The sequence below is a fragment of the Streptomyces sp. NPDC043952 genome, assembly GCF_056435325.1.
Window position 1 is genome coordinate 61,504 of record NZ_JBWKES010000011.1, and the last position, 13,428, is coordinate 74,931.

Here is a 13,428-nt window from a genome sequence, read left to right on the forward strand (position 1 = left end):
GGGGACAGCGGAACGTGGGTTTCGCGGAGAAGCGCGGAAACTACTGGCGCGGCCGGTACAAGGTCGCGCCCGGCAAGCACAACACCGTCGTCGACGAAAACGGCAAGGCGATCAGGTTCGCCGCCAAGGGCGAGGCCCAACGGGCAGCGGCTGAGGTCGAGAACAAGTAGTACCGTCGCGGCGACTGGCGCGACCCGGCCCTCGGCCAAGAGACCTTCGGCGAGTACGCGAACCGCTGGTACGAGGCCCAGGACCTGGCGGCCTCGGCCATGCAGAACTACAAGCGCCACATCGAGGAGCACCTCCTCCCCGAGTTCGAGGACAAGGCGCTCGCCGGCATCCTGCGCACGGACGTCGACCTGTGGGAGAAGAAGGAGAAGGCCCTCTACGCGGCCTCCAGCGTCAAGACCTGGCGCTCGACGCTCCACCTGATCTTCGAGGACGCGATCGACGAGGGCCTGATCACGTCCAACCCGGCTGCTCGGCTGGCCGCGACGACGAGTTCGTCCCTGTGGTCCTCAAGGGGTACACCGGCATGCGCTGGGGCGGGATCGTCGGCCTGGAGACCGCGTTCGTCCGCCCTGGAGCCGTCCGTGTCGAGTGGCAGCTGTACGAGCTCGATACAGGGGAGCTGGTGCGCTGCCCGCCGAAGGACGACAGCTACCGCACCATCGACTCGATGGACTGGCTGTCCGCGCTGGTCGCCAACCACATCGCCCGCACGAAGCCCGTGCCGTGCCCCTGCCACGGCAAGACCTACGTCTTCCGAGGACAGGGCGCAGCCCGTACGAGGGGCCACCAGGGCGCGAAGCTCGTCGACGTCGCCCGTCGTGCCGGCGTCTCGACCGGCACGGTGTCCAACGTCCTCAACCACCCAGAACGCGTCACCGAGGCCATGCGAGCGAGGGTCGAGCAGGCCATCGCGGACCTCGGGTTCGTGCGGGGCGGTGTCGTGCCGGAGCATGCCGCCCACTGGCGCAGGAACGGTTTCGCGACCTGGTTGTTCACGCCGGCGGTCTCCGGCTGGTACCCGAAGAAGGCGCCACAGGAGCCACGGCCGGTACCCCTGCTCGGCGAACCCTGGCCCGGCGTCCCGGCGCGGGGCCGGGGTGCCAGCGAACGGGCCGACGCCTGCTGGCTCCCGATAGCCAAGGGACTCACGCCCCACGGCCTTCGCCACACCCACCGGACGATGATGGAGGACCTGGGCACGGAGAAGGTGCTCATGGACGAGCGCATGGGCCATCTCGATGGTTCGGTCTCCGCGCGGTACGCCCACGTCACATCCGGCATGCGCCGCCGTCTCATGCTCGGTCTCACCGAACAGTGGGAGGCAGCCCTCGCCGCGCGATGAGCCCGAGGTCACCGGTCGCCGTGCTCGACCGGTTGCTGTTGGCCAGGGCTGCCTGACCTCGCTACCCGGCCAAGAGCTATCAGGCCCGGTCCTCCCCTGCGGAGGGCTGGGCCTCTCCTGGCCGTCAGGCATCTCCTTTGCGGGTGTTGCAGACCCAGTGGGCGGCCCGTAGGGCGCAAGTCTGTCCAGACTGGGACCCGATAAGCGCGACGTGGCCCGGGAGCCGAAAGGGGTGCCGGCCCGCCGGCTATCGTCAGTCAACGAGGTAGTGGGCCTCGATGTAGGCCACGGTGGAGTTGTATGGCTCCCCCACCGGCTTTAGGGCGTACCGGCGGAAGACTGTGGCGGTGGCTCGGCGGGCGCCTCGGTTGCGAGCGTCGGCGTTGTCCCATGATTGGGCGAGCGTGCGCTTGACAACTTGATCGATTTCCTCGGCCAGGTTCCGTTCCGTGACGGTGAGGCCGGACGGTGCGTGGTCGTGGATGATCCGCGACAGGACACCTACGTGGTCGTTGTCCAGCACCACGGCTTCCTCAGGGTGCTTCTGGGCGTCCACGACGGCACGAGCGATCCGGAGTGCTTCGGACAGGAACTCCAAGGCGTCTTGGGCGTTCTGGATGATCCGGTCCCTCAGCTGCTTTATCCGCTCCGCGAGGGCGGTGTACTTCGCAGACCCTGGTTCGACGCCCTTGTCGAGGGCAGCCTTGATGTGGTCCAGGATCTCCGCCGCGGACGGCGGCTTCTTGTCCTCGCCGCCGTACTTGTCTGGCTTGTGGCGGACGAGGGCCAGCAACTCTTTGAGGACGGCAACGCCCTGGGCGTCCAAGACGAGGGGTTCCTCCTGCGAGGCCACCACGGAGAAGGAGTGGACGTGGGCATTGATGATCTCCAGGACCATCGGCCCCAGCTCGCCCAGCCGTTCCTTCCTTTCCTCGTCGGAGGACTTCTTGAACAGGGTCGTATACACGGACCCGAATAGCCCGAAGCCGTCCTGATACTTGGCGACCCGCTTGTCGGTATTGATGAGCGGGTACAGCCGGGCCAGGAGCCGATAGTCCTTGCTGAACACCTCGGCCGCGTCGGGGTGGGCGTCCAGGAAGATGTTGATAGCTCGCACGGATTCGTATCCGTGGACCGTCAGGTCCAGGCCGTCCACATCCGCGAAAAGGTCTTCGATGCGGGCGAAGGTGGTGCGGAACTCGGCGACCAGCTCGGTCAAGTCGGTGACGAACCCGCCACCCTTGCTGGCGGCGCCTGCCGAGGTGGGGTCAACGACGGCTCGCTGGACCTCTTCTGCCAGGCCGATGTAGTCCACGACCACGCCGTCGGTCTTCATGAACCCGGTCGGGGAGACCCAGGTGCGGTTCGGTCGGGTGATCGTCTGGAACAAGTTGTGGGCTTTGAGGGGCTTGTCCAGGTAGAGGACGCCCTCGTTGGGGGCGTCAAACCCCGTCATCAGCTTTGCGGTCACCACCAGAAAGCACAGGGGGTCGTCCGGGGTGAGGAATCGTCGCTTCTGCTCCTCCTCCTCGACCTCCGAAAGCCGGTAGGGCCGCATGGCGGCGTCCTCGTCCTTGGAGTCCTTGACGTGGATGTTGACCTCGGCGGTGATCCGGTCATGTTTCCCGACCTCGGCGAGCACCTGTGACGCCTCGAAGCCGGCCAACAGCTCGTTGATCTTGTCCGTGTAGGCCACGGCAAGCTCACGGTTGTAGGCGACGACCTGTGCCTTGAGACCGTTGCGGTAGGCGCTGGCCAGATAGTGGTCCACGATGTGCTGGCAGACTTCGTGGATCCGCTCGGGGTTGGCGAATACCGAGGTCAGGCGTCCGAACTTACGGGACAGGATCTCGCGGTCGGGATCGTCGAGGTCGAAGTCATCGGCAAACTGATCGAACTCAGCCTGCAACGCCTGGTCATTTATCTCGAAGAGGACCGGATGCGGGTCCAGCATGACCGGGACAGTCGCCTCGTCTTGCAGCGACCGGGACACTGAGTACCGGTGCAGGACCCTGTCCGGGTCGGTCTCCTCGCCGAAGAGGGCGAAGGTGTCGGTGGCGAGGTTCCTGATGGGGGTGCCGGTCATGCCGAAGAACTTGGCGTTCGGCAACGCGGCGCGCATCTGCCCGGCCAGGGAATCCTTCTTGGAGGACTGGGTGCGGTGTGCCTCGTCGACCAGGACGACGATGTTGCGCCGGGTCGACAGGTTTTTGCCGGCGTCGGCGAACTTGTGGACGGTCGTGGAGATGACGCCGCGTACGTCGTCGGCCAGCAAGGAGCGCAACTTCTTGCTCGTCGCAGGCTGGTAGAAGTAGGCATCCCCCATCGCGGAGGTGAATACCCTGGAGGTCTGCCGGACGAGATCGGTCCGGTCCGAGAGCAGGATAATCGTGGGCGACTCGGTGCGGGTATCGGCCAGCAGCAGCGAGGCAGCGAACACCATCAGCAGCGTCTTCCCGCTGCCTTGGTGGTGCCAGATCAGCCCCTTCTGGCCATCGGCCAGGACGCGCTGGTGGATCAGATGCGCCGCTTCCATCTGGGGATAGCGGGGCAGGTACTTCTTGTCTGTCCCGCCCCCGGAGGTGCCGAAGAGGGCGAAGTTGGCGAGCATGTCCAGGATCGTGGCCGCGCTAAGCAGCAGCTCAACGGAACGCTGCACGTCGGCCTGGCCGGACAGATTCTCGTCGTCGGCAGTGGACCGGAACGGTTGCCACTCGTTCACGGGCGCGCCGGCGGCGCCGAACCGTAGCTTCAGCCCGTCCGAGGCGACGGCGAAGACGTTGGGGGTGAAGAACCACGGGTACTCGGTGGCATACACGTCGTTGATCTCGCGGGCAGCGTCGGCCCACCCCGACTTCGCGGTGGGCGACTTCACCTCGACCACTACCAATGGAAGGCCGTTGACCCAGTACACGAGGTCGAACCGGCGAGGGGTCTCACCGGGGACGGTTATGGTCACCTCATCCGACACGACTAGTGTGTTGGCAGTCGGGTGCTCGAAGTCGATCATCTTCAGGGCGTGCCACACACCGTCGGCGTCCCGGAACTCCTTGTGCCCGCGCAGCAGGTGCAGCACCTGTTCGTTAGCCCGCACCAGCCCGCCATCGACGGCATTGACCGTGGCGATGATCTCCTCGACCACCACGTCCACGTCAAACCCGTCGATTACTACAGGGTTAAGCCGGACGATGGCATCCCGCAGCTGGCCGGCGATCACCGTCTGCGTTGTCTCGCGCGGCAGCGACCTGCCCGCTGTGAAACCCCAACCCATCGGGAGAGACCACTGGATCATCAAGTTCTGGAACTCACGCTCCCGAACGCCCTTCGCCACAGCTCAGCCCTCCAACTCGGCGGACTTGATATCGATGGTGCGATCCAGCAGCCCTGACAGCAGGGTGGAATGCACGGCACGCAGCCGGTCAGCCTCGGCGCGCAAGGCCACGACGTTCGCCTCCAGCGCCTGCAGTTCGGAGATGGCCCGCTCTTGTTCCTGGGACGAGGGCATACCGATCGGCGACTCCATCAGGCGCTTGCGGCTTAGTGTGCGGTTGCGTCCAGCACCGCCGGGGGAGCAGTTCGCCAGAAGCTGCGTGCCTGCCTTTGTGGAGAAGAAGAGTCGGAAAAACTCGATATCCCCGCCGTCGAGCCGACGATAGGACGGGAACCGGTGTGATCCGCAGTAGCCCTCGATCTCCGGGGGCACAACAGCGACTGCCCCCTCCCAGGCGAAGACGATGTTGATGACCAGATCGCCGGGCTCGACCCAGAACACCTTCTTGGACCCCAGAGACTCTCCGGTCACTGCCTCCTTGGTGAACAGCCCGCGCCCGTGGGACCTGATCCCAATCTGCCAGTACTCTGCTTCAGGGTCGACGGCGATCGGGCGTTTGATCTCTTCGAGGACCTCGCCGATTGGCAGCATGTTCGCGGTGGCCGCGTAGTGCGCGAACAATTCTTCCTTGCGCCCCCGAAGCAGGGCATCCAGCGCTCCTGCCTCCTTGTCGAGTGCGGTGATCTGGTCGTCCACCGCACCGATGACCTTGACCTGGGACTTGCGCTCCAGAGCATCGGGCCAAGGAATCTCCAAGGTCTTCAGCCACCGCACTGCCAGATTGCCGAGCCCGGTGCTACCACTGGCGGACTCGCTCATCAGGTGCTGGATTCGGGGGCTTCGGAGCACCATATAGAGGTAGTCCCGAGTCTCAGCGTCGTGCGCATCCAGGATGAATTGGAAGGCGGACACTGCTGCTCCGTAGGCTTCCTCCGGCGGGAGGTAGACGTTGCCGATCCGCTTGCGGTTTCCGTTGGTGCGGATCATCACCAGGCTTGTCGGCCCGATGACTTTTGTCCGGGCTGGAAGCCCCGCCACGTACGCCAGTTCACTCAGATCGATGGATCCATCGGGCCTCGTGTTAGTGATTTTCAGGACCGCCAGTGCTCCCTCTGACGGGACCGAGGACTCATCCTTGGCCGCCCAAGACGGACCTGAGCTGATTACGGGGCAGAGGTCCCCGAGCGCCTTCGTGCCACTGGCAGCGACCCCTGTGGACACATCCGTAAGGTCCTGGACCCGCTTGAGCTGCTCTTGCTGTAGACGAACTTCCCTGGTGCCCTGTGAGGGAACGGCCATTCCACCGTGCTCACGAGACTGCAAGTCACCAAGAGCGATCTGCTGCCAGTCACTCATCGAAGCCCTCGATCCCTGCGGCGGAGAGGACGGCGAGCATGTGGTGCTCGGTCTTCTGGCGCTCCCCTCGGGCGATGTTGTAGGCGTCGATGAGGGCGCCGAGGTCTTCTTGCTCGGCGTCGGACTGCTTGATGTAGCGGCCGATGTTGAGGTCGTGCCCGTTCGCCACGATCTCCGTGGTGGGGACGAATCGTGCCGAGAGACCGCCTTCGTCAGGATCCACTGGGTTGCCGTCGTCGTCGAAGTCCGAGCGGTAGGCGGTCACCGTGTCGGCGATGTCGGCGTCGGTGAGGATGTTGCGGTTCTTGGCCTTGGTGAACCGCTTGGAGGCGTCGATGAACAGCACACCGCCCTGCCGCTCCTCGGCCTTGGTGCCAGGTGCACGGAACACCAGAATCGCGGTGGGAATGGATGTCGAATAGAAGAGGTTCGCAGGCAGTCCAATCACTGCTTCGAGCAGGTCGTCGTCCAGGACGCGCTTGCGGATGGCTGCTTCCTGGCCGCCTCGGAAGAGGACGCCATGGGGTAGGACGACGCCAGCGCGGCCCTTCTTCGGGTCCATGCTGGCAATCATGTGCTGCACGAACGCCCAGTCCGCTGACGACTGCGGGGCTACCCCGCCGATGGCCCGCGGGTCGTTGGTCCAGGGCTTCCACTTCAGGCTGTAGGGCGGGTTGGCGAGGATCACGTCGAACCGCGCGATGGACCCGTCCGGCTTCGTGAAGCGCGGGTCCTTCAGCGTGTCACCGACCTCGACCTTGAACTGGGTCAGGTTGTGCATGAAGAGGTTCATGCGAGCCACACCCGCGGTATCTGGGACGGCCTCCTGCCCGTACAGCTTGAGCGTGTAGCCACGCCCACCGCGCGCCTTCAGCAGGTTCGCGGAGGCGATGAGCATGCCGCCCGATCCGCAGGTCGGGTCGTACACCGACTCGTGGCCTCTGGGGTCCAGGATCTCGACGATCAGTTCGACGACCTCGCGTGGGGTGAAGAACTGGCCGGCACGAGTGCCGGACCCGTCGGAGAACCGCTTCAGCAGGTACTCGTACGCCCCACCGAGCACATCATGGGACATGTTGCCCTCGTGCATCTTCGGGGTGCGGTCCATCGCCTGCATGACGGCCCCTAGCACTTCTTCCGGTAGCACCGCTTCGGAGGTCCAGGTCATGGACCCGAATAGGCGGGAGAACTTGTCAGGGTTGGCCGTCTCGATGGCCTGCAGGGAGGCGCGGACCCGCTGGCCGAGGCCGGGTTGGGTGATGGTGCCGAGGATGGACGACCACGAGGCGCGACGCTCCTGGACGGTGCCGGGGTGGATGACCGGAATCTCGAACGACTGGTAGTCGCGGTACTCGATCTCGTGAGCTTCCTCGGCGGAGAGGCCCTCCAGGTCCTCATACGCGGCCATGAACTCCTGGTGCTGGTGCTCCCAGGTATCCGACAGGTACTTCCAAAACATCAGCGGGAACATGACCGAGGCGTACTGCGCTTCCGGCATTGCCACGCGCAGTTCATCAGCGGCGTCCCACAACCGGTTCTGGATCTCCTGCTGTGTCACTGCCATCAGTTGGGGGTGTCCTTGATCGTCAAAGGGCGGTGACCCGAAGGCCGTGTTCCTGCTCTCGCCCATTCCGGGCGTGCCCGGCATGTAGACGACGCGCGTGTTCCGTCGTGGAGCACACGCGGAGCGTCGTACTTTTTGCGCGGGCATCTCGCCAACGATATCCCTCCCCAGGGCGACCAAATAAGGCAAACGGCCCGAGCGAACGCGCGCCACCGTGACGGTCGTGCGCGGGGTCCTGCTCAACGCGGGCTCCACGTCCCGCCCGAGCCGGGCAGCATGTTCGGCCGGCGCCCTGAGCTGGGCATGCCGGGTCCGTCACGACATCGTGGCGTACTGGCAAGGCCGCTGTTCCTTGGCAGGCGCCGTGTCGCAGGTCACGTAAAGCCGCTCCGTCGGCGCCGACGGTGGTTGAGGTGGGGGGCCACGAGCCGCCCTCGGGCTGGGGCGATATGGCGGCTGGATTTAACAAATGCACAGATGCGCGCCGGTGCGTGCGTGGCATGTCCCACCTGCCCGGCTGCCACGTGCTGGGAGAAGTCGACCAAGATCATCTCCCAGATTTCTCCCAGACGATCTCCAGGAACCACTCAGGGGCCTGATCCACCTAGTGGATCAGGCCCCTGACCTGGTACTACGGCGTCGGGGTGGCGGGATTTGAACCCACGACCTCTTCGTCCCGAACGAAGCGCGCTGCCAAGCTGCGCTACACCCCGGTGTCGCTGCTTGTCGCGGCGACGTCGTTTACTTTAGCCCACCGGGGGCCAGGAAACGAAATCGGTTCACAGGCGGCGGCTGATCGGGGTCGGGCGGGTGTGGTCGAGGGTCACGAGGAGCCCGGCCAGGATGTAGGTCGCGAGGCCCAGGAGGAGCGCGTTGGTCAGGGTGGCGCGGTAGCCGTGGGCGGCGGGGTTCAGGAAGGGGTAGAGGTAGGGCGCGCCGCGGGTGAGGCAGAAGGCCAGGTAGGCCAGGGGGTAGAGGAGCCAGGTCGTGGCCTGCTGGAGGTGCAGGCGGGGGGCCGGGGTCAGGCACAGCCAGTCCAGCAGGGCCGCCGCGGGGGCCGCCGTGTGCAGGAGCTGGAGGGTGATCCACTGGGTGTGCCAGCGCTCCGGAGGCGTCGACCCCGCCGTCATGGAGAACGGCGTCCGGGCCAGGAGCAGGTGGTACGTCAGCGCCGACACCAGCGCGTACAGCAGGGCCGCGCCGGTCAGCCAGGACGGCAGGGCGCGGCGGCCGCGCCAGGCGCGGGACGCCGACAGGAGCGTCGTCACGGCCAGGATCACGCCCGCCTGCACGCCGAAGTAGCTCAGCGCGTGCGCCGGAGTGCTCCGCAGGACCGCGAGCGCCACGCCCGCCGCCGCGAGCAGCGCCGTCAGCAGGCGGAACGCCGCGGCCGCGGGGCGGTGGGACGGGGCCGGCACCGCCCTGGCCGGCGCCGGGGATCGCGGGAGCAGCGGGGACGACGCCGGGACCGGGGGCAGGCCCGGAATCTCCCTGGGTATCTGGGCGGTCATGCCCTCACGCTAGGAAGCGACCGGCGTGAGGGCCATGTGGGCTACGCCAGGTGGGTTAGATCCTCGGCACCAGCGTCAGCAGCGTCGCCTCCGGGGGGCAGGCGAAGCGCACCGGGGTGTAGCGGTTGGTGCCGCAGCCCGCCGAGACGTGCAGGTAGGAGGTGCGGTCCTCGGCCGTGTGCGTGGACAGGCCCTTCACCCGGTCCGTGTCCAGGTCGCAGTTGGTGACCAGGGCGCCGTAGAAGGGGATGCACAGCTGGCCGCCGTGCGTGTGGCCGGCCAGGATCAGCGGGTAGCCGTCCGCGGTGAAGGCGTCCAGGACGCGCAGGTAGGGGGCGTGGACCACGCCGAGCGAGAAGTCGTACGACTCCGTCGGACCGCCGGCCACCCTGGCGTAGCGGTCGCGCTTGATGTGGGGGTCGTCCAGGCCGGTCAGCTCGATCGACACGCCCTCGATCTTGAGGGCGCCGCGGGTGTTGGTCAGGTTCACCCAGCCCGCCTCGTCGAAGCCGTCCCGCAGGTCCTCCCACGGGTTGTGGATCGCGCCGACCGCGGGGGCGTTGCCGTTCAGGCCGTGGCGGCCGTTCGCCTTCTCCATCAAGTAGCGGGCGGGGTTGCGGAGTTTGGGACCGTAGTAGTCGTTGGAGCCGAAGACGTACGCCCCCGGGAACTCCATCAGCGGGCCCAGCGCGTCCAGCACCTCCGGTACGCCCTCCGGGTCCGACAGGTTGTCGCCCGTGTTGATCACGAAGTCCGGGCGCAGCCCCGCCAGCGAGCGCAGCCAGCGCTGCTTCTTGCGCTGGCCGCCGACCATGTGGATGTCGGAGACCTGGAGCACGCGCAGCGGATGCATGCCCGGCGGCAGGACGGGGACGGTCACCCGTCGCAGCCGGAAGGAGCGGGCCTCGAAGCCCACCGAGTACGCCAGACCGGCGGCGCCGGCCGCCATGATTCCCAGGGGGATTCCGTATCGCGCGCGCATATGACCATCGTGTCAGACCGCGGCCGCGCACCGGGACCGCCCGCCCGCTAAATCCGCGGGCACCCGGTGCCTTCCACCTGAGACAATCGACCACATGACCACCACGCTCAAGTCGAAGCTCCAGGACGACCTCAACGCCGCGATCAAGGAGCGCAACGAGCTCCGCTCCTCGACGCTCCGGCTGACCCTCTCGGCGATCACCAATGAGGAGGTCGCGGGCAAGGAGAAGCGGGAGCTGTCCGACGACGAGGTCCTCAAGGTGATCACGCGCGAGGCGAAGAAGCGCCGCGAGGCGGCCGACGCCTTTGCGAAGGGCGGCCGCGCCGAGTCGGCCGAGCGGGAGAGGGCGGAGGGCGAGGTGCTCGCCGAGTACCTGCCGAAGCAACTGTCCGACGACGAGCTGAACGCGATCGTCGCCGAGGCCGTCGCGGAGGCCAGGGCCGGGGGCGCGGAGGGGCCGCGGGCCATGGGCGCCGTCATGAAGATCGTGAACCCCAAGGTGGCCGGCCGGGCCGAGGGCGGCCGCGTCGCCGCCGCGGTGAAGAAGCTCCTCCAGGGCTGACGCCGGGGACCGGGAAGCCAGTACGACAGTCCAGTACGACAGTATGGAAGACCGGAAAGGCAGTACGGCAGTACGACGACGGGGCCGCACCTTGAAACAAAGGGTGCGGCCCCGTCGTCGTACTCCCGGCAGGGACTAGCGGCGACCGCCCGTCCCCCCGACCGCCCGGCCGTTCGGACCGCCGTTCGTCTGCCCCTGGATGATGTTGCCCGGCGGCACCGTGCCGCCGATGTCGCCGGCGCCGCCCGTCGCGCCGCCGCCGGTCAGACCGCCGAGCAGGCCGCCGATCAGCTGTCCGTGGCCGCCGCCGTTGGCGCCCCCGTCGGTGCCGCCGTGCTGGCCGCCGTTGCCCTGGCCCTGGTGGTTGTCGCCGGAGCCGTTGTCGTCCGGGATGTCGACCAGGTTGAAGTCCTCCACCGGCTTGCCCTCCAGGGCGCCGTTCATCATGTCGCGCCAGATCGGGCCGGGGACCTCACCGCCGTAGACCTTGTCGTGCGGGACGCCGCCGATGGTGATGTTGATCATCTTGCGCTGGTGCCGCGGGTCGCCGACCCAGACCGCGCCCGCCATGTTCGGGGTGTAGCCGACGAACCAGGCGGCGAAGCGCTCGTCCGTCGTACCGGTCTTGCCCGCGCTCGGGCGGTCGCCGAGGCCGGCCTCCTGGCCGGTGCCGTCCTCGACCACGCCCTTCAGGAGCGTGCTGACGGTGTCCGCCGTCTTCTCGGACATCGCGCGCGAGCAGGTCGAACGCGGCACCGGCAGCGACTTCACCCGGCTGCCGGTCGTCTGCGTGACCGACTCGATGGCGACCGGGGTGCAGTACATGCCGCGCGAGGCGAAGGTGGCGTAGGCGCTCGCCATCGTCAGCGGGGACATCTCCTGGGTGCCGAGGGCGATCGAGGGGGCCTGGTCGATCGGGCGGCCGTCGGCGCGCGACACGCCCATCTTCTTCGCCATGTCGATCACCGGGCAGATGCCGATGTCGCTGATCAGCTGCACGTAGTAGGTGTTGACCGACTTGGCGGTCGCCTCCTTCATGCCGTACGGCCCGTGCTCCGACTCGTTCTCGTTGGTCAGCTTGGCCGGCTTGGCCGGGTCGTTGCGCCAGACCTTGCCGTTGCAGGCGGCCACCGGGCTCGGGTACGGCATCTCGTACGGCGAGGAGTACTGCTGCGCCGGGGACTTGCCGCCCTCGAGCGCGGCCGCCGCGACGATCGGCTTGAACGTCGAACCCGGCTGGTAGCCCGCGCCGCCGCCCATGGCCTGGTTCACCGACAGGTTGATCTGCGTCTCGTCCGTGCCGAAGCCGTACGGCCGGGACTGGCCCATCGCGAGGATCTTGCCGGTGCCGGGCTCGACGATCGTCGCGGCCGTCGCCACCTGGTCGGACTTGTAGACGTGGTCCTTGATGGAGCTCTGCACGGACTGCTGGGCCTGCGGGTCGAGCGTCGTACGGATCGTCAGACCGCCCTCATTCCACAGCTTCGCGCGCGCCTGCTTGGTCTTGCCGAAGACCGGGTCGGTCAGGAAGACCTCGCGCACGTAGTCGCAGAAGAAGCCGGCGCCCTGGACCGCGGTGATGCAGCCGTTCTTGGGCTGGCTGGGGTGCAGCCCGAGCGGCTCGCGCTTGGCCTGGGCGGCCTCCTGCGGGGAGATGTCGCCCAGTTCCGCCATGCGCTGGAGCACGATGTTGCGGCGCTTGGTGGCCTCCGCCTCGTCGTTGACCGGGTCGTAGCGGCTCGGGGACTGCACGATGCCGGCCAGCAGCGCGGATTCCTGGAGGTTCAGGTCCTTGGCGTGCTTGGAGAAGTACCGCTCGGAGGCGGCCTCCACGCCGTACGCCTGCTCGCCGAAGAAGGTGATGTTCAGATAGTTCTCGAGGATCTTCTTCTTGCCGAGCTGTTCCTCGATCTGGATCGCGTACTTCAGCTCGCGGACCTTGCGGCCCAGCGTCTGCTGGGTGGCCTCGGCGACCTTCGTCGGGTCGTCGCCGGCCTCCTCGATGAAGTAGTTCTTCACCAGCTGCTGGGTGAGCGTGGAGGCGCCCTGCGCGACCCCGCCCTCCTGCGCGTTCTTGTTCAGGGCGCGCAGCACGCCCTTGAGGTCGATCGCGCCGTGCTGGTAGAAGCGCGAGTCCTCGATCGCGACGATCGCCTTCTGCATGTACGGCGAGATGTCCTTGAGATCGACCACCGTACGGTCCCTGCTGTACACGCTCGCGATCTGCCGCCCCTTGGCGTCCAGGATCGTGGTGCGCTGGCTGAGCTGGGGACTCTTCAGGTTGGCCGGGATGTCGTCGAAGCTCTTGACCGAACCCTTGGCCGCGAGGCCCAGAGCGCCGGCCGCGGGCAGCGCGATGCCGGCCATCACGGCTCCCGCGAGCACACTGACACCGAGGAACTTCGCGGCCTGCTGCAGCGGCGACAGACCACCGCCCGAGCGCTTCTTTGGCATGGGGGCAGCCTAATCCGTACTCCTGAGCGTTTTGCGGGAGCGGCCTGCCCTCGGGATGTTCCGGTCCCGGCGCTCGGCCCCCGCGTGCCGCCTGACCTGCCTACGTTTCCATTTCCCGGACAGGCGCGCAGCCCTTGGCCTAAGCTGCTCCCAACTGTCACAGCCGTACGGCCCGTACCACCCGCTCCGGCGTCCGGAACCGTCGCGATCCCCCCGTGCCGCGCCCCGAGACGTGTCCGTTTGCGCCTCGTGTGTCACCCGGTGCCCGCTGTGGCGCACCGTAGCTGTCCTGGTTTGCCGGGACAGTCGCATAT

7 protein-coding genes, 1 tRNA gene and 1 pseudogene are annotated in these 13,428 nt (G+C 67.2%); 2 read left to right on the forward strand and 7 right to left on the reverse strand.

Annotation, left to right across the window (positions count from 1 at the left end; all coding sequences use genetic code 11):
• Window positions 1–14 precede the first annotated feature (14 nt).
• Window positions 15–1,410: pseudogene (locus AC069R_RS15395) on the forward strand (LacI family DNA-binding transcriptional regulator).
• Between the two features lie 197 nt (window positions 1,411–1,607).
• Here AC069R_RS15395 and AC069R_RS15400 read toward each other — a convergent pair.
• The 6 genes from AC069R_RS15400 to AC069R_RS15425 form a co-directional block, all read right to left on the reverse strand.
• Window positions 1,608–4,685, reverse strand: a complete 3,078-nt coding sequence (locus tag AC069R_RS15400; RefSeq protein ID WP_478767298.1) for a type I restriction endonuclease subunit R — start codon at window positions 4,683–4,685, stop codon at window positions 1,608–1,610.
• Window positions 4,686–4,688: 3 nt separating this feature from the next.
• Complete coding sequence (locus AC069R_RS15405; protein ID WP_478767299.1) at window positions 4,689–6,041, reverse strand: restriction endonuclease subunit S; 1,353 nt, start codon at window positions 6,039–6,041, stop codon at window positions 4,689–4,691.
• Window positions 6,034–7,605 (reverse strand): type I restriction-modification system subunit M, encoded by a 1,572-nt coding sequence (locus AC069R_RS15410; RefSeq protein WP_478767300.1) that lies wholly within the window; start codon window positions 7,603–7,605, stop codon window positions 6,034–6,036. Before AC069R_RS15410 ends, AC069R_RS15405 begins: the two co-directional genes overlap by 8 nt.
• A 639-nt stretch (window positions 7,606–8,244) precedes the next feature.
• Window positions 8,245–8,318 (reverse strand) — tRNA-Pro (locus AC069R_RS15415).
• Window positions 8,319–8,384: 66 nt separating this feature from the next.
• Window positions 8,385–9,116, reverse strand: a complete 732-nt coding sequence (locus AC069R_RS15420) for a Pr6Pr family membrane protein (RefSeq protein WP_478767301.1) — start codon at window positions 9,114–9,116, stop codon at window positions 8,385–8,387.
• A gap of 55 nt (window positions 9,117–9,171) precedes the next feature.
• Complete coding sequence (locus AC069R_RS15425; RefSeq protein ID WP_478767302.1) at window positions 9,172–10,098, reverse strand: metallophosphoesterase; 927 nt, start codon at window positions 10,096–10,098, stop codon at window positions 9,172–9,174.
• 94 nt (window positions 10,099–10,192) lie between these two features.
• On the opposite strand from AC069R_RS15425, the gene AC069R_RS15430 reads away from it, so the two are divergent.
• Window positions 10,193–10,660, forward strand: a complete 468-nt coding sequence (locus tag AC069R_RS15430; protein WP_397984790.1) for a GatB/YqeY domain-containing protein — start codon at window positions 10,193–10,195, stop codon at window positions 10,658–10,660.
• Window positions 10,661–10,795: 135 nt separating this feature from the next.
• Here AC069R_RS15430 and AC069R_RS15435 read toward each other — a convergent pair whose 3' ends face one another.
• Window positions 10,796–13,114, reverse strand: coding sequence for a transglycosylase domain-containing protein (locus tag AC069R_RS15435; RefSeq protein ID WP_478767303.1), 2,319 nt, complete (start codon window positions 13,112–13,114; stop codon window positions 10,796–10,798).
• Window positions 13,115–13,428 lie beyond the last annotated feature (314 nt).

Bases quoted from the DNA above. Each gene is read 5' to 3' on its own strand.
- AC069R_RS15405 (WP_478767299.1), bottom strand. From the start codon at position 6,041: ATGAGTGACTGGCAGCAGATCGCTCTTGGTGACTTGCAGTCTCGTGAG.
- AC069R_RS15410 (WP_478767300.1), bottom strand. From the start codon at position 7,605: ATGGCAGTGACACAGCAGGAGATCCAGAACCGGTTGTGGGACGCCGCT.
- AC069R_RS15420 (WP_478767301.1), bottom strand. From the start codon at position 9,116: ATGACCGCCCAGATACCCAGGGAGATTCCGGGCCTGCCCCCGGTCCCG.
- AC069R_RS15425 (WP_478767302.1), bottom strand. From the start codon at position 10,098: ATGCGCGCGCGATACGGAATCCCCCTGGGAATCATGGCGGCCGGCGCC.
- AC069R_RS15430 (WP_397984790.1), top strand. From the start codon at position 10,193: ATGACCACCACGCTCAAGTCGAAGCTCCAGGACGACCTCAACGCCGCG.
- AC069R_RS15435 (WP_478767303.1), bottom strand. From the start codon at position 13,114: ATGCCAAAGAAGCGCTCGGGCGGTGGTCTGTCGCCGCTGCAGCAGGCC.